Annotated in this window: 17 protein-coding genes and 1 tRNA gene; 8 read left to right on the top strand and 10 right to left on the bottom strand. The window is 57.5% G+C overall.

Annotated features, from left to right (window positions below):
• Positions 1-14: 14 nt before the first annotated feature.
• Genes KR52_RS09120 through KR52_RS09110 form a run of 3 tightly spaced genes read left to right on the top strand, consistent with a single transcriptional unit; the run spans position 15 to position 2,066 of the window.
• Positions 15-794 (top strand): HAD-IA family hydrolase, encoded by a 780-nt coding sequence (locus tag KR52_RS09120; protein ID WP_038554973.1) that lies wholly within the window; start codon positions 15-17, stop codon positions 792-794.
• On the top strand, positions 791-1,102 hold the full coding sequence (locus tag KR52_RS09115; RefSeq protein ID WP_038554970.1) for a DUF565 domain-containing protein: 312 nt from the start codon (positions 791-793) through the stop codon (positions 1,100-1,102). The genes KR52_RS09120 and KR52_RS09115 overlap by 4 nt, the downstream gene beginning before the upstream one ends.
• The gene (locus tag KR52_RS09110) at positions 1,092-2,066 is read left to right on the top strand and encodes a phosphoribulokinase (RefSeq protein ID WP_038554966.1); all 975 of its coding nucleotides are present in this window, start codon (positions 1,092-1,094) and stop codon (positions 2,064-2,066) included. Before KR52_RS09115 ends, KR52_RS09110 begins: the two co-directional genes overlap by 11 nt.
• Here KR52_RS09110 and rpmF read toward each other — a convergent pair.
• A complete protein-coding gene (gene rpmF, locus KR52_RS09105; protein ID WP_038554963.1) occupies positions 2,030-2,206 on the bottom strand; it encodes a 50S ribosomal protein L32 in 177 nt (58 codons plus the stop codon). The two genes, KR52_RS09110 and rpmF, sit on opposite strands and share 37 nt — an antisense overlap.
• Positions 2,207-2,275: 69 nt before the next feature.
• On the opposite strand from rpmF, the gene ftsH reads away from it, so the two are divergent.
• On the top strand, positions 2,276-4,093 hold the full coding sequence (gene ftsH / locus KR52_RS09100) for an ATP-dependent zinc metalloprotease FtsH (protein WP_253912366.1): 1,818 nt from the start codon (positions 2,276-2,278) through the stop codon (positions 4,091-4,093).
• On the top strand, positions 4,090-6,837 hold the full coding sequence (locus tag KR52_RS09095; protein WP_038554959.1) for a UPF0182 family protein: 2,748 nt from the start codon (positions 4,090-4,092) through the stop codon (positions 6,835-6,837). Before ftsH ends, KR52_RS09095 begins: the two co-directional genes overlap by 4 nt.
• Before the next feature lie 39 nt (positions 6,838-6,876).
• Here the strand turns inward: KR52_RS09095 and KR52_RS09090 are convergent, their stop codons facing one another.
• Positions 6,877-7,479 (bottom strand): peroxiredoxin, encoded by a 603-nt coding sequence (locus tag KR52_RS09090; RefSeq protein ID WP_038554956.1) that lies wholly within the window; start codon positions 7,477-7,479, stop codon positions 6,877-6,879.
• Between the two features lie 120 nt (positions 7,480-7,599).
• On the opposite strand from KR52_RS09090, the gene KR52_RS14970 reads away from it, so the two are divergent.
• Together KR52_RS14970 and KR52_RS09080 are read left to right on the top strand one after the other, a co-directional pair.
• Positions 7,600-7,884, top strand: coding sequence for a hypothetical protein (locus KR52_RS14970; RefSeq protein WP_038554953.1), 285 nt, complete (start codon positions 7,600-7,602; stop codon positions 7,882-7,884).
• A 47-nt stretch (positions 7,885-7,931) separates the two neighbouring features.
• A tRNA-Met gene (locus tag KR52_RS09080) sits at positions 7,932-8,005 on the top strand.
• Positions 8,006-8,088: 83 nt separating this feature from the next.
• Here KR52_RS09080 and KR52_RS09075 read toward each other — a convergent pair.
• The 6 genes from KR52_RS09075 to KR52_RS09050 form a co-directional block, all read right to left on the bottom strand.
• Positions 8,089-8,877, bottom strand: coding sequence for a M23 family metallopeptidase (locus tag KR52_RS09075; protein WP_371257676.1), 789 nt, complete (start codon positions 8,875-8,877; stop codon positions 8,089-8,091).
• Between the two features lie 339 nt (positions 8,878-9,216).
• Entirely contained in the window at positions 9,217-9,708 is a 492-nt protein-coding gene (locus tag KR52_RS09070; protein ID WP_038554947.1) for a tRNA (cytidine(34)-2'-O)-methyltransferase, read from the bottom strand.
• Positions 9,705-10,289 carry a bifunctional adenosylcobinamide kinase/adenosylcobinamide-phosphate guanylyltransferase gene (gene cobU, locus KR52_RS09065; protein ID WP_051834321.1) on the bottom strand — a complete coding sequence of 195 codons (585 nt, stop codon included), beginning with the start codon at positions 10,287-10,289 and terminating at the stop codon, positions 9,705-9,707. The genes KR52_RS09070 and cobU overlap by 4 nt, the downstream gene beginning before the upstream one ends.
• On the bottom strand, positions 10,276-11,424 hold the full coding sequence (pxcA, locus tag KR52_RS09060) for a proton extrusion protein PcxA (protein ID WP_038554944.1): 1,149 nt from the start codon (positions 11,422-11,424) through the stop codon (positions 10,276-10,278). The genes cobU and pxcA overlap by 14 nt, the downstream gene beginning before the upstream one ends.
• Positions 11,425-11,437: 13 nt before the next feature.
• Positions 11,438-12,109 (bottom strand): photosystem II repair protein Psb32, encoded by a 672-nt coding sequence (gene psb32, locus KR52_RS09055; RefSeq protein ID WP_038554941.1) that lies wholly within the window; start codon positions 12,107-12,109, stop codon positions 11,438-11,440.
• A gap of 33 nt (positions 12,110-12,142) precedes the next feature.
• Positions 12,143-12,550: a hypothetical protein gene (locus KR52_RS09050; RefSeq protein WP_038554938.1), complete on the bottom strand. Its 408-nt coding sequence runs from the start codon at positions 12,548-12,550 to the stop codon at positions 12,143-12,145.
• Between the two features lie 62 nt (positions 12,551-12,612).
• Here KR52_RS09050 and KR52_RS09045 point away from each other — a divergent pair, with 62 nt between their 5' ends.
• The gene (locus KR52_RS09045; protein ID WP_038554934.1) at positions 12,613-13,263 is read left to right on the top strand and encodes a cofactor assembly of complex C subunit B; all 651 of its coding nucleotides are present in this window, start codon (positions 12,613-12,615) and stop codon (positions 13,261-13,263) included.
• On the opposite strand, the gene lptC is transcribed toward KR52_RS09045, so the two are convergent.
• Positions 13,208-14,374, bottom strand: coding sequence for an LPS export ABC transporter periplasmic protein LptC (gene lptC, locus KR52_RS09040; protein WP_038554931.1), 1,167 nt, complete (start codon positions 14,372-14,374; stop codon positions 13,208-13,210). The two genes, KR52_RS09045 and lptC, sit on opposite strands and share 56 nt — an antisense overlap.
• A complete protein-coding gene (metG, locus tag KR52_RS09035; RefSeq protein ID WP_038554928.1) occupies positions 14,361-15,905 on the bottom strand; it encodes a methionine--tRNA ligase in 1,545 nt (514 codons plus the stop codon). Before metG ends, lptC begins: the two co-directional genes overlap by 14 nt.
• Positions 15,906-15,935 lie beyond the last annotated feature (30 nt).

Raw genomic sequence — 15,935 nt, 5'->3', positions numbered from 1 at the left:
GATGTTCCAGCATTGTGCCGTTGCTGCTCCTCAAGGTGAACAGGCTTTCAGCGGTCTTTTGGGATGTGGATGGCACCTTGGCCGATACGGAAATGGACGGTCATCGACCGGCCTTCAACATGGCCTTCAAGGAGCTGGATCTCCCCTTTGTTTGGGATGAAGAGCTGTACAACAGACTTCTGGCGATCCCCGGCGGACTCCGCAGGGTGAAACTTCATGCTGAAACCTGTGGGGTGCCCCTCAGCCAGGACCAACTGGACCAGGTGCGTGATCGGAAACGGGTCCATTACCTGGAACGGGTCCGTCAAGGGCATGTGCATCTCCGTCCCGGTGTGAAGAGGCTTTTGCAGGAGTTGAGCAGCGCCGGCGTGCAGCAGTGGATCGTCACCTCCAGCGGATCGGCGTCGGTGATGGCTCTGCTGGAACAGATCCAAACGCAAATCCCCAGCTTCGATGGGGTGGTGACATCGGATGACGTTGCTTCGGGAAAGCCAGCACCGGACGGCTACCTTCTCGCTCTCGAACGCAGTGGGGCCAACAGTGCTGCCAGCCTCGCAGTCGAAGATTCCGCTGCAGGTCTGTCGGCGGCAAGAGCCGCAGGTCTGCGGTGTCTGCTGACCCCTTCCCCTTGGGATGCCGATGCTTTGCGTGATTCCTATGACAAGGCCACTGCGATGTTGGATCACCTGGGTGACCCTGGGGAACAGGCGACCGTGCTTTCCGGCGCCTCTTGCCATGACGGAACAGTGACGCTGAAGTATCTGGAGAATCTGCTTTCGGTGCCGGATCGATGAGCTCAATCCAGCGCACTCGACTGGCGGGCCTTCAGAGCCATTGGGGTGCAGACCTGCGCCAGTCCTGGTCTGGCCCATGGTGGCGACGGAGTACTTCCTTGCTCCTGCTTCTTGTCGGTTTTTTCATCGGTGGCAATCTCACAGTGCACCTTGCGAATGCCGTTGGGGTCAGAACATTCACAGCGTTGTACGCCCTCGTGGCCTGTGAGCTCATGGTGCTTGGGCGTCGCCGAGTCCCCTGGCTCGACAACCTGCGCCTCGGATTTGTTTATGCCGTAGTTCTGGAGGCGTTCAAAGTTGGATCCTGAGGGCCCACGTCTGATTCCGAGCTGCGATCAGGAACGTTTGCTCCAGCACCTTGATTTGGGTGATCTCAAGTCCTGGTTCGCTGAGCAGCGCAGGACGAAGCGCCACCAGGTGGCCCTCGATCAATGGCACCCCAGAGCTGCGCCTGATTGGTTGTGGTCGATTGGTCTGCCAGTGCTGAGCCTGGCGGAGCAATGGCAGGGAGAACGCCGACTGCTCGGGTTCAGTGCTCTGCCGGGATGCGGAAAGACCACCCTGGGGCTATGGATCGAAGCTGCCGCAGAGGTCCTTGGGCTCTCGATCCAGGTGGTGTCACTTGACGATTTCTATTACGAGGCTCAACGGCTTGATGCAGCGATGTGCGGCAACCCCTGGGACGTTCCGCGCGCCCTTCCAGGCAGCCATGATCTGGATCTGCTGATCAGTTGCATCAGGCAGTGGCGCCAGGGCCAGGAGGTGTTGATGCCCTGTTTCGATAAAGCCAAACGACAGGGGCGGGGTGATCGTGACGGATGGCGCCGCTGCCAGGCCGATCTGCTGATACTTGAAGGCTGGTTTGTCGGATGTACACCAGTGGAGCCTGCAGCAGACGAGCCCCATCTCGAGAGTCCACTCACGCCCGAGGAGCTGGAATGGCGCCACAGACTTCAACCACTCCTGGCCAGCTACGAAGTTGTCTGGAGATGCTTCGATCAGCTCTGGCAATTGAGGCCGAAGGACTTCAATGCCCCGTTGTTGTGGAAACGGCAACAGGAACAAACGCTGTTGGCAGAGAGGGGAGCATCCCTATCTGATTCCGAATTGGAACGTTTCATCCGCATGATTCTTTGCTCGCTGCCATCGAGCAGTTTTCAACAGATGCGTGCAGATGTTGTTGTGGAGGTGGATCCAGATCGAAGCTTGCGGCGAATCCACCTCCCACGTGCGATTCAGGATTCGCTCTCTTCAGCCTCGCTGACCGGGTAGACGAATCCCTGAGCGCGACCACTCAACACGGACTTGCCGATCGACATTGCACGTTGGGCGGCAACGGCCGCCTTGGCCTTCCATGTGGCGCTGCGCTGGTTGCGCTTGGCCTTGGATGTTTTCTTCTTCGGGACGGCCATTGCGCCTGGTGTATTTCCAAACCGAGATTGTCTCGTTTGGAACCCCCTTGCGTCAAATCGCTAGGCTTCATGAAGCGCAGCGTTGACGTGGCAGCAGGTTCGGACAGCTCCAAAGGTTCAGCGACCCCTCCGAAGATTGAACCCTCCCCGAAGCAGGGGTTCTGGACAAAGCGGGAGACGGTGAGTTACTCCACCCTGCTGCGCGACATTGACGCGAAAAAGGTCAAGCAGCTGGATCTTGTTCCTGGGCGAAGGGAGGTCCGGGTCCAATACAACGATGGCAAAAGGGTCACAGTCCCTGTTTTCGCCAACGACAACCAGATCCTTCGCGCAGCCGAAAGCTCGGGGACACCGTTGACGGTGGTCGACATCCGTCGTGAAGAGGCAGGGCGTGAACTTGCCGGAACCCTTGTTCTGGTCCTCCTCGTGGTTGTTGGTCTGTCGCTGCTGCTGAAGCGTTCAGCCCAGATGGCCAATCGTGCTCTGGGTTTTGGCCGTAGTCAGCCCCGGTTGAAACCCCAGGAAGACCTGCAGCTTCGTTTTGAAGATGTGGCTGGCATCAATGATGCACGGCTGGAACTCGAGGAGGTGGTTACCTTCCTCAAACAGCCTGAGGCGTTCATTCGGCTCGGCGCCAAGATTCCGCGCGGCGTGCTTCTTGTCGGTCCTCCCGGAACCGGAAAAACCCTTCTTGCCAAGGCCATTGCAGGGGAAGCGGGAGTTCCCTTCTTCTCGATGGCGGCCTCTGAGTTTGTGGAGCTTTTTGTTGGTGTTGGTGCCAGCCGAGTCCGCGATCTCTTCCGCCAAGCCAAGGACAAATCTCCCTGCATCGTCTTCATCGATGAGATTGACGCGGTGGGCCGCCAGCGTGGAGCGGGTATCGGCGGTGGCAACGATGAACGTGAACAGACCCTCAACCAGCTTCTGACGGAGATGGATGGATTCGAGGAGAACTCCGGCGTCATCCTTCTTGCCGCAACGAACCGTGCCGACGTACTCGATGCGGCTTTATTGCGTCCTGGACGCTTCGACCGCCGCATTGATGTGGGCCTGCCCGATCGCCGTGGTCGTGAGGCCATCCTCGCCGTGCACGCCAGAACAAGGCCCCTCGATGATTCCGTCTCATTGTCGGATTGGGCGAGCCGGACGCCTGGTTTTTCAGGAGCGGACCTGGCGAATCTGCTGAATGAAGCGGCTATTTTGACCGCTCGCCAGAACATGCTCCGCATCGGTCAGTTCCAGCTGGAGGGGGCCTTGGAACGGATCACCATGGGCCTGAGCAACCGCCCGCTGCAGGACAGCGCCAAAAAACGTCTCATTGCCTACCACGAGGTGGGCCATGCCCTGGTGGCCAGCCTTCTGCCGGCTGCGAATGAGGTGGACAAAGTAACGATCCTTCCCCGGGGAGGAGCCGGTGGATACACCCGCTTCATGCCCGACGAGGAGGTTCTGGATTCCGGGCTGATCACACGTTCCTCCTGCCTCGCTGATCTGGTGGTGGCCCTGGGCGGACGAGCTGCGGAGCAGGTGGTCTTCGGATCGCTTGAGATCACCCAGGGGGCCAGTGGAGATCTGCAGATGGTTGCGCAACTGGCAAGGGAGATGGTGACCCGCTTCGGATTCTCCAACCTCGGACCAATGGCGCTTGAGGGCCCGGGAGCAGAGGTTTTTCTGGGTCGCGATTGGTTCAACCAACGGCCTGGCTATGCCGAATCCACAGGCCAGGCCATTGATGTTCAGATCCGTCAGCTGGCCAAGAATGCTCTGGCGCAAGCCATTGCACTGCTTGAACCGCGTCGTGAGTTGATGGATCAACTGGTAGACGTTTTGATCACCGAGGAAACGATCAGCGGTGATCGGTTCCGAGACATCGCCGGCCTCCCATGAGACGCCTTCTCCTTCTGCTTCCGCTGGTTGTTTTTGCAGCCCGGATGCAGATCGAGTGGCTCTGGTTTGAGCAGTTCGAATGGACCCACGTTCTCTTGAAGCGCTGGCTTCTTCAGCTTCTGTTCGCGGGCTTGGCGATGTTGCCGTTGTTGGCAGCTCGTCTCTGGTGCAGACAATTCAGAGAACAGAAGCCGAGTTCATCCCAGGGGATGAGCCTGAGCGGCTGGTCCTACGGAGCAGCTCTGACCCTCTGTTCTGCAGCGGTGCTGATCAGTGGATTGCTGACGCTTGATCTCCTGGCGTTGGCCATCCGTGATCCCTTTGAGTTGGGCGATTGGGATCAGCATCTTTGGCCTCATCAGCGGATCAGCACAGTTGCGATGCTCATCCAGGCAGGGGGGATTGCCCTGGCGATGGGCTGGCCGCGCCTGAGGCCTTGGTTGGCAAGGATCGTTGCAGGGTCGCTGGTGGTTGTCGTCAGCCGCGCCTGGGGAATCTGGTCGTTAGCCCTCTGGATCCCCGACCAAGGCCTGGACGACCCATTGCTTGGAACTGATCTGAGCTTCGGATTAGGGCGCTTCGCTGGATTGCATCTGGCCCTGGAGCTTTGGGTTTTAGGCGCCACCTTCACGCTCTGCTTTGAACTCTGGTGTTGCCTGGCCCGGTCGAAAGCCGTCTCTGACTGGACCAGTCCTGCCTTTGCTCCGCGACAGGTTCAGCTGATCAGATCCCTGTCGGCGCTTCTGGTGCTGGGATTGGCCGGCCTGGTCTGGCTGTCAAGACATCAGCTGCTTTGGACCCAACACGGCCTTGTGGCTGGGGCTGGATGGCTCCAGGAACACCTCACCCTTCCGTTCCGAGCTGGCACAACACTGCTGCTTGTTCTGATTGCTCTGGCGCTTCTGTTTCCCTGTCGGCGAAGGCTGCGTCGAGGACTGGTGGTGACTTTGGCATCGCTTCTGGCACTCGAGATGGTCGCCACACCATTGACCCGATGGCTTGTGGTCCGGCCGCAGGAGATCAATCTTCAATCTCGTTATCTCACCTACGCCATTGATGCCACGCGAAGGGGCTTTCAGCTGGATCTGATCAAACGTCAAGTCATCGAACCGCAGACAAGGCTCAGCGAAACTGATCTGGACCAAGGCGCCAGCACGCTTGAGAATGTGCGCCTGTGGGACAGCGCCCCCTTACTGGAAGCCAACCGACAACTGCAGCAACTGCGGGTCTACTACCGCTTTTCCAATGCGGCCGTTGATCGTTATCCGCTCAATCAACAGAGCGATTCGGCACAACAGGTGATTCTCTCGGCCCGTGAATTGGATCAGTCCGCCTTGCCGCGCCGATCCAGAACCTGGCAGAACCGTCATTTCATCTTCACCCACGGATATGGCTTCACCGTCAGTCCCGTGAATGAGCGTAGTTATGACGGCTTGCCTTCCTATTTCATCAGTGATCTCGGGACGGATACTCGAATCACGGGAAATGAAGGGCTGGGAATTGATCGATCAGAGGTCGAACAGGCGATTCCTGTTGGCGATGCCGCGCTGTACTACGGCATGCTGCCTTCCCCCTACGCCGTTGTTCCAACACAGATCCCGGAATTCGATTATCCCGAGGGAGATCTCAATGTGATGACTCACTATCGAGGATCGGGTGGGGTATCAATTGGGTCTTGGCTTCAACGATGTGCAGCTGCTGTTTATCTTCGAGAGCTACGTCTGCTCACAACTAGTGCAATCAATACTGACTCCAAAATCTTGATTCGGCGTGAAGTGCGAAGTCGAGTGGCTGCCATCGCCCCGTTCATTGATTTCCGTGGTGACCCTTACCTGATTTCGATACCGAATCCTCCTCCCGGATTCATGACGACGAAGCAAGGAGATTCTGATCAACGGAACCAACACCAGTATTGGGTTGTCGAGGGTTACACCCACAGTTCCACCTTGGCCTATAGCGCAGCAGTATCACCAGAAGATCCTGATCGGTATCTAAGAAACTCGGTGAAAGCGATTGTCGATGCTTACAACGGCAGTGTTCGCTTTTTTATCTCGGAACCTCAGGATCCGATAGTGATTGCCTGGAATCGCGCTTTCCCGGGCTTGTTTGAACCGATGCAGTCGATGCCCTCATTGGTTCGTGATCACCGGAGAGTTCCTGAGGACTTTTTTAACGTTCAGGTCAGTCAGCTGAAGCGATACCACGTCGAAGATCCCAGGGTCTTCTACAGCGGTGATGATGTTTGGCAGGTTCCAAGTGAGATCTACGGTGGTCAAAAAGTTGATGTTGAGCCATACCACGTTACGGCCCAACTGCAGGACAATACCAACTCAGAATTTTTATTGCTGCAGCCATTGACTCCCTTGGAAAGGCCAAACCTCACCGCATGGTTGGCTGCCCGAAATGATGGCGATCATTACGGGCAATTGGAACTGATCGATTTCCCTAAAGACAAAAATATTCTCGGTCCAGAACAAGTCCAAGCTCTGATTCATCAAGATCCAGAGGTCAGCAAAGTGTTCGGCCTATGGGATCAGGGCGATCTTGAACTCGTTCAAGGCAATCTGCTGGTTCTTCCCGTTGGCTCAGCTCTTCTATATGTTGAGCCCGTCTACCTTCGCACCAGCAAAGTGGGCCTGCCCTCGCTTGCGCGAATTGTCGTCAGTGATGGTCGTTCCATTGCCATGGACCAGAGCTTGTCTCTTGCCTTGGATCAGCTCATGAAAAAAGCCCCACCCGTTTAACGGGCAGGGCTGCAGGCGTATGGGTGCTAAGTGGGCTGATCAGCCGATGGCGGAGAAGTATTCCTTGGAGCCCTTTGGATCTGGCTTCATGGTCTTTTCGCCGGGAGTCCAGTTGGCAGGGCAAACTTCATCAGGGTTGGACTGAACGTACTGGAAGGCCTGCAGAACCCGCAGGGTTTCATCAACGTTGCGACCGACCGGAAGGTTGTTGATTGTGGCGTGCATGATCACGCCATCGGGATCGATGATGAACAAACCGCGAAGGGCGACACCCTCAGCGTCATCGAGCACGTTGTACGCCGTGGAGATCTCTTTCTTCAGGTCGGCGACGAGGGGATAGTTGATATCGCCAAGACCACCCTGGTTGCGAGGAGTCTGAATCCAGGCCAGGTGGCTGAACTGACTATCGACAGAAACGCCGAGGACTTCGGTGTTCTTACTTGAGAAATCGGCGTAGCGGTCGCTGAACGCTGTGATTTCTGTCGGACAGACGAAGGTGAAGTCCAGTGGATAGAAGAACAGCACCACGTACTTGCCGCGGTACTGGGACAGGGTGACTTCCTTGAACTCCTGGTCCACCACTGCGGTGGCTGTGAAATCAGGGGCCTGCTGGCCCACACGCAAGCAACCGGTGTCGGTCATGATCGGGAGGTGAATGAGTGAGCTGAAGGACGTAAACGACTTATCACGTAGTCGAATCGACTTCCAGTTTCATCTTCAATTTATCACGGCTCAGGCCGTCCTTCCCCATAAAATTCTGTCATGACTGATCAAATCACCAGCTGGGACCCAGCGCTGCTGCGCAAGTTCAGTACCACCGGTCATTTCCGACTCCTCAACCAATTGAAGGGGGATTTACGCAAAAAGCCTTTGGAACGGGATCAACGTTCCGGTCAATTGAAAAGCTTGGCTGCCAACCGTGGATCAAGCCATCGTTCGACCCCCTCGAGGCTGCCCGATCCCGCAATCAAGATGGCAGCACCTCCCGTCAAGGAAGAGCAGCCAAGAACATTCCGGGACAGGCTTGGTGCGATCGAAATGCGCTGAGCCCCAACCACCGAGATGTATGATGGCGACTGGCCCGAGAGGCCTGTGTCAGAGTAGCTCAGCTGGTTAGAGCACAGGATTCATAACCCTGAGGTCGGGAGTTCAAGTCTCCCCTCTGACATTGAAATGTCCAGCTTCTGAGCAACCAATTCCCTCGTTTGGGGAACACGACTCGAAGGCGTCGGTTGACGTATGACTCCAGATTCAAGCCTGACGGGCGGGCAATTTGATCAACGGGTTCAAGGCAGCTCCACCGGAGCGACGGATTTCAAAGTGGAGGTGGGGGCCTGTGCTTCGTCCAGTGCTTCCCATTAATGAAATACGGGCACCGCGAGGAACAATTTGGCCTTTCTTGACAAGGAGGCGACTGTTGTGGGCATATCGAGTGGATTCACCATCGCTGTGCTTGATTTCGACCAGATAGCCGTAAGCACCTCTCCAGCCTGAGAACGAAACAACGCCATCTCTTGCCGCCACAATTGGAGTACCAGTGTTGTTGGCGATGTCGATGCCTTTGTGCATCCTTCCCCAACGCCAGCCATAGCCGGATGTGAACACACCCTTGGTCGGCCATTGATAACCGACGATGGGTGGTTTGAGGAGGTCGGGCTGGTCGGCCGTTGGCAAAGGCTTGCGCTCAGGCCACGCTGCCCCACCACTGCCAAGGGGGCGAACCGCAAGAACAGACTGACCTGACGACGCTTTTGCGATCTGAAGTTCTCGGCCAACTGTCAATGCATTGAGTTCAAGGCCGGGATTGAAGTCCTTGAGCTGCTCCTGAGTCACACCGTGACGCTTGAGAAAAGCAGCGAGGGAGTCTCCCCGCTGAATCCTGGCAACGTTGCTTAGCGGCGGCGGCACTGAAAGGGGGGGTGTCTGACGCTCACTGTCCCGATCGAGTGACGACAGTGTCACGGCGACAACCCGGGCTGAATCAGGAAGAGCAATCCAACTCCCAGCCGCAAAGACATGGGAGGCGGGAACCTTGTTCAAGTTCGTCAGGGCAGTCGTGTCCAGGCGGAGCAATTCAGCAAATCGTTTCAGTGGTGTCGACGCAGAAACGGTGAACCAAAGTCGACTTGTTAACTCTGTGTCTGAATTGTTCGAAGGGGGATCAGAATCCAGGGATTCAACTGCTGGAAGCGGTGGCAGCTCAGCAAGCTCGAAGGTGCTGTTGTCTGCGATGCCTGGCAGCGAGCTCCATGCGCCAACCGCGACAACGGGGGTAACTGCCGTTGCGAGAGCAAGCAATGCGCGCATGAAATCCCTAAGACGCGTTGAAGGTAACGACCCGAACATCCCGATGCAAGTGGGGTTGGAGCACTAAGGGGATCACCACAAGAGCAACTGCTGTCCAGCCGCATAGGTCACCAGGGCGCAGGCCACAGAGAGATTGAGGCTTCGTACGCCACCCTGCCCTGCGTCGTCAGCGGCACCGGGCATGGGGATGGTGAGGATCGTGTCGCAAGCCTCACGCACTGTGTCCGGCAGACCAGTGTCTTCACGGCCGAACAGCAGGACATCACCCCGCTGGAATCCAAAGGATGAAAGCGACGAACCACCGCGACGGCTGCAACCGATCAATCGTTGTCCAGGCTCGAGTTCGTTCTGGAAGGCCGGGAAATTTGGAGCGATCGAAAGCTGAACGTGGGGCCAGTAGTCGAGACCTGCACGGCGAACGCTGCGGTCATCCACCTTGAAACCGAGAGGTTCGATCAAGGTCAGCGGGACCCTGAATGCCGCAGATGTGCGCGCAATATTCCCGGTGTTCGGTGGAATCTGAGGTTCAAACAGGGCGATGCGCAGTGGTTCGATCCCAGTCATGGCACCACGTGACTCAAGGAATGAAGGTCAAGAGCGCGGCCCTGCACCACAAGCCAGGCAGCGTCAGCAATGCGGTCAAGTTGTTGGGCCAAAGCTCCCAGGCGATCGCGAAACAATCCGCCAATCCGTGTTGGAGGAACAACACCCCAGCCTGTCTCTTCCACCACCAGCACACAGGTGCAGTTCGATTTCGCGATGGATGCAACGAGACGCTCACACAGCAGCGTCCATTCCGTGGCTTCGAGCTCAAGGTGATGGGCGACGAATCCACCAAGGGCATCGATCAGCACGGATTGACCAGGTGCAAGGGTCTCGAGAAGCTGCACCAGCTCACCACCGGATTCAGCCACACTCCAGTGGGTAGGGCGACGGTCTCGATGTGCTTGAAGACGTTTCTGCCACTCAAGGTCGTCCGGACGCGATGCCCCGGTGGCGATGTAGGTCACAACAGGGTGGCTCCGGAGCAGATGCTCTGCCCAACGACTCTTGCCACTCCGGGCAGGCCCACTGACCAGAATCAAGCTGCGATCGAAGCCAGAAGCGGGTGGATTCACCGGTGTTTCTGGATTATCCACCGCCATTCATCCCCTTGAGCGTTGCAACGGACGATGGAGAAACCCGGTTGAGGTATCTGAAGATCCAGTACTTGAAGATGGTCGCCAGAATGACGGGGAATGTTGCGATGAAGAGATCGACAAAACTCTCGCTGGAAGGGAGCCCGAAATGTTCCGCAACGCCATCCAGTAAAACTCTCCAGCCTTCTGGGCTGTGGTACCCCACGAAGATGTCCGTAAATAGGATGATGGCGAAGGCCTTGGCCGAATCACTCAGGCCATAAACGGCCTCATCGATAAATCCCCGCAGAACGCGCAATTCTTCGCGGCTCACCAGGCAGACCACAGCAAAGGCGATCAGACCTGCGAAATCAGCAAAGACATTTTTGATCGCCTTGAGACTCTCTTCATCGGCGTCGTGCTTCAGCTCCGTTGCCTTCTCCGTGAGTTTGTCGCGCAATTGGAGATCATCCAGGGGCTGACCACCGTTCAGGAATGCATCGAATTCGAGTTCTTGTTTGTAGAGACGAAGCTTTTCAGTCGCCCTCTCCTCCAGCTTCGGTTTGGGATAACTGAGGAAGGGAAGTTCAGGTGAAAAGTGATTCACCGCAGGTGAAATCAGATAAGTTCCAGCAATCTGCTGAACCAGCAAGGGCACGAGGATGAGCAGAAGCAGAACTCGCAATGAGATCAGCGTGCTGTCACGACGGCGTCGATAACCGGCGACAACGTTATCTTCAGTCGAGGGGTCCAACTGCAGACGAATGCGGTCAAACACGCCCAGGAGTGAGCGAGGTAGCGCATCCGGTGAACGACTGATCGTGGGCGAGACGCTGGACCGCCGTGATCCATAGCGGCTGACCACGGATTCGATCAGTTGGAGTTGTCGCAGCTCCTGGGAATCCAGTTGTCCCCGTTGATCAGAAAGATTGGCAGCTGAATTGCGGCAGATGGCCAGTGCCGTCTTGAACCGGCGCAGAATCGTGGCCTGAACAGCACGAGGTACGGAGAGCTTGAGGTCCGGGCGAATCAGGCGATCGCCGTAATACTCAAGCTCAAGACTTTGAATCAGCAGCGCGGCTTCATAGCCACGCTCCAGATCACTGGACAATTCAATGGATTGATTGGTGCTGAACAAGTTGATCCAGTTACGGCGGCTCATCGCAATCGTTCAATCAGCGTGAGAACACCCACCACGTCGCCATCGGAATGATGGTTCCCAGCACCAAAAGGATGATGACCCATTTGGTGGCGTCGCTTTCCTCTGTTTCCGCCTTGGTTGGAATGTTGGTGGGCAGGGTGACCCGTTCAATCTCCTGTGGGGGGCCGGGGTCTTCTCCACCTGAGAGAACAGTGGCCAGACGGGTCAGGCCATCCACAGACGCCTGACGGTAGCGATCCCCGTCCCGCAGAGGCACCGTCATCGTCGTACGGGCGGTGCTGGAGAGCAGAGAAGACGGCAGTTGGGGTTCCAGGTCAGAATCCGCGACCACGGCGGAACGCTTGTTCTGGGTTTCGATCAGCATCAGGAGCAAGGGATTACCAGTCGGGGAACTCCAGATGTCGAGAAGTTCCTCGCCGAAGCTGTTGAGAGTGATGCCGTAATCCAGACGGCGAATGGTGATCAGACGGGCATCCACCCGTTGATCATCGAAACTGCGCAGCTTGCTTTCCAATTCCCCACGGCTTGCACGGCTGAGCACATCCGCATCGTCGATCACCAGTGATTCCGGCAGGGTTCCTCCCAAGGCGGCAGGTGAGGTGGCGATGCTGGGAGGAGCCCACAGAAGAAGACAGATCCCGAAACTGAGCAAACTGGCCAACAGGCGTCGGGCGAAAAGGGACATCCCATTAAGCGTTATGACCTCCTCAGTCTGCCGTTAGCTGTCCAGCATGTCGCGGTTCAGGGCTTCAATTGCTCGAACGACCATGCATGCCTCGTTGTTCGGCAACGACATCTGACGGGTGAGTTGATTCAGGAGTTCGGTCTCCTCTTGCGTGACCCTGCGGTCGGCATGGACGAGATGTGCAGCAACGGCAAGAGCCGACTGCTGCTGGGTCTGATTGAGCTGCGGAAGGGCGGATGCAATCAGGCCCTGAATCCCTTGATCTCGCAGAAGCAGTAGAAGCCGATCGAACAGTTCACCCATCGATGCCTCAGAACAGTCGTTGTAGAGCGATCGATACTCCAGTTGAAGACGCAGGGCATGGGCTTCGTCCCTCCCGAGCTTTCCATCACAGGCAACAGCGGCAAGGGCAATGGCGGCAAAGGCCTCGGCGGTGGTCATGGCTTGGACGCACGTTTCCGTATTTGAGCAGGATGATTGCGTTCTGACAGCACCCATCGTCGATGCCAGTTCCCGCCCGGGCCGTTCTGATCTGTGCACTTCTGCTGCTGGGTCTGACCGTGACGAATGCGAGTGTCGCTGAGGCCGTGACGCCAGACCTGCAAAGGGCAGAGGTTCTGGCGGGGATGGCATCAGTGGGGTTGATGCTGGTGGCCGTTCTCTGGACACGGGCGAATCCAAGGTCAGCGGAGAAGGTTGCGCTAACAGGCGAGCAGGGACTGGCGATCTCAGATCAGCTCAACGCTGATCAACAACAGGAACTGGCCTGGGGCAGTCACATGTTTCTGACGGCGACGCCAGCGGCTTCGGTTCTCGTGCTGTGGCGGCAGCAGGTCGTGCTGCGTCGGGGCCTGATCAGTCAGGAGCCTTTTCGACCAGGAGCCATCAGCAAACGGGCCATGGAACGTGGTCAAACCATCTCCCTGGTGAATTCATCTCTTTTTCCTGGACGAGAGGAATTTGACGCCATGCTTCCGTCGCTGCCCGCAATCCTTGTGTGCCCTATGGGTGAAGAGGGGGTTGTGATTGTGGGGGGCTGGTCCCCCCGTTGTTTCAGCCGCTCGGATGAGCGATGGCTGGAGGGATGGAGCCAGAGGCTCAGAACGACACTTGAGGCTGGCGTCGTTTCTCCTGTGTATCCGGATTCAGCTTGATCGTCGATTCAACGCGCGCTCCGGGCTGGCCGAAACGGACCTCCCCGTCGTCGGTGATCTTCGCCTCCATCCGTGCAGCCCTTGTGATTTGCTGTGGATTGGTCCGCCGCAGAATCACATCTCCATCGGCCACAACCCTTTCACGGCGCCAGTTCCAACTGCATCGCCGGGCTGTCAGCGTCTCAGTTGGCTGTTGCAGACGGCAGTTACCGGGAATGACCACGGTGCCGCTGCGCTGATCAAGCCTGAATCCCTGGCCGCTCACTGTGCCGTTTTTCAAATCAGCCTGAACGGGTTGCTCGGATCGGAGCTGCTTCTCTGAAAACAGCCAACGTGTCCGGCCTGCGGTGATGTGTCCACGGTCGTTCTCGAGCTTCAACCTGACCGGCTGTTGCAGATCGATGTATCCCTCTCGGGTGTTGCCATCGAGCCCTGAAGCGTTGAGGGTCCGATCATCGCTGCGCACGGCCTCCACCGGACCAGGCACCTGCAGAAAACCGCTGCTCAGATTCCAGCTTCCGCTGCCACCCCGTACAACCGTTGACTCATCACTGGCTTCGTCGACGCGGGTCAACTGTGTTGGGCCTACGAAAGCCAGCAGCTCGGTGTCTTGCTCGAATGCCAGTTCGCGGGAACGAATCTGAGTCTCCCCATCATCGGCTGTGGGGCGCTGATTGATGACCATTCGGGACTGAGCCGGCGTCCAAATCAAGTTGTCTCCAGCGATGGTGACCCCCCGTTGGTTGAGCTGGCGAAGCTGGACTGATCCTTCAAGTACAACGAGCTCGCCATCCCGCAGGACCGTGGCGAGGTCGGCGGTGATCCGATAGTGCGGTTGATTGTTGCGGTAGAGAATGCCCTCGGGACCTCGAGCACGGATGGTCCGACTGGTGAGGTCGTAACGCGCTTCAGGGCTTTTCAGATCCCAGTCTCGATCACCATCGTCGCTGCGCTGACTCAAATCCAGAGCTCGGAAAATGAAGGACGGCGTGGGTTCAACCGCGACGGGCCGCCTCGTTGTGCAAGCGGTGAGCAATGCACTCGCCACAAGAACTGCCGTCAGACCACATCGTGACAAGCGACCCAGCATGCTTTGTTCAGAGCGGTTCATCCAGTTCCAACCGCTGCATCACCGGTGTTGGCTTCGGCAGCGCAGAACCGCTGCTCAGCCTGCCCCAATTCAGCTGTTTCGACCAGTTGTCTGGATCCAAGCTTTCTCCAAGTTGGGACAGGATCCGATCGCTGAGGTCGGGCAGCAACGGGGCAAGCAGGAGTCCAACCATGCGGGTGGTTTCCAGTACGGCAAACAAATCTTCGGCCACGGCTGCTTCCTGCCCGGGTTCCTTCATGCGACTCCAGGGAGCGGTGTCGTTCAAATGGCCATTCGCGGCAATCGCCAACTGAAGGATCGACTCGGCCGCGGTCTTGAACGCGAGCTGCGGCATCGCCTCCATCACCGTGCTGACGGTTTCCGCGGCTTTGCGTGCCAGGGGATGGTCAGCACTTGAGGCATCTCCTGCTGGCGGAACGCCCTGATCAAACCACTTGCGGGCCATCGACGAGGTGCGATTCAGCAGGTTGCCAATGGTGTTGGCCAGGTCGTTGTTCACCAGATCCACGAAGCGTTGTTGTTGAAAATCACCGTCGTCTCCGAATTGGATGTCGCGCAGGAGATACCAACGAACGGCATCGGTGCCGCATCGCTCCAGCAACAGTTCCGGGTCCAGCACATTGCCGAGGGATTTGCCCATCTTCTGGCCCTCACGGGTGAGAAAGCCGTGGCCGAAAACCTTTTGCGGCACCGGCAGTCCGGCAGACATGCACATGGCAGGCCAGAACACTGCATGGAAGCGAAGGATGTCCTTGCCGATCACGTGCACGGAGGCGGGCCAACCGCAGGAGGCAAGTCGATCAAGTGATACCGCTTCGCCGTCATCAAGAAGCGCTGTGAGATAGCCCAGCAGGGCATCAAACCAGACGTAGAAGGTGTGACCGGGATGGTCTGGGACTGGAAGCCCCCAGGACACATTCACCCGTGAAATGGAGAAGTCGCGCAGACCTTGGGCGACGAAATTGCGCACTTCCTGTCGTCTGCTGGCAGGGGCGATGAAGTCATCCCGAGCCACCAACTCCTCTATGGCGGATTGATAGCGGGACAGACGAAAGAACAGGTTCTCCTCATCGCGCCATTCGAGAGGCTTGCGGTGGATTGAACAGGAGGGTGACTCAGCTTCGGCCGGGTCGTCCTTGTATTCCTCGCAATCAACGCAATACCAGCCGGTCTGTTTGCCGACAACGATGTCGCCTGATGCCTTCACCCGTTCATAGAACTGCTCGACAAGCTTCAGGTGCCTCGGATTGGTCGTCCGCACGAAGCGATCGTCTGAAATTCCCCACTGCTTCCAGAGGTCGCGGTAGCGGCTGCTGACACGATCACAGTGGTCCTGAGGACTGAGTTGCTGCCGTTCAGCCGTACGTTGAATCTTCTGACCGTGCTCATCAACACCGGTGACGAAGGTCACCTCCTTACGGCAGAGGCGTTCGAACCGCGCCAGGGCATCACAGGCCAGCGTCGTGTAAGTGCTTCCAAGGTGAGGCCGGGCGTTGACGTAGTAGAGCGGAGTCGTGAGGGTGTAATGCATCGGAAAAATTGGAACTCCGCTGCACCGCAG

This window comes from Synechococcus sp. KORDI-52, from assembly GCF_000737595.1.
Classification (GTDB): Bacteria; Cyanobacteriota; Cyanobacteriia; order PCC-6307; family Cyanobiaceae; genus Parasynechococcus.
This window is presented reverse-complemented; position numbering and strand designations above follow the sequence as displayed.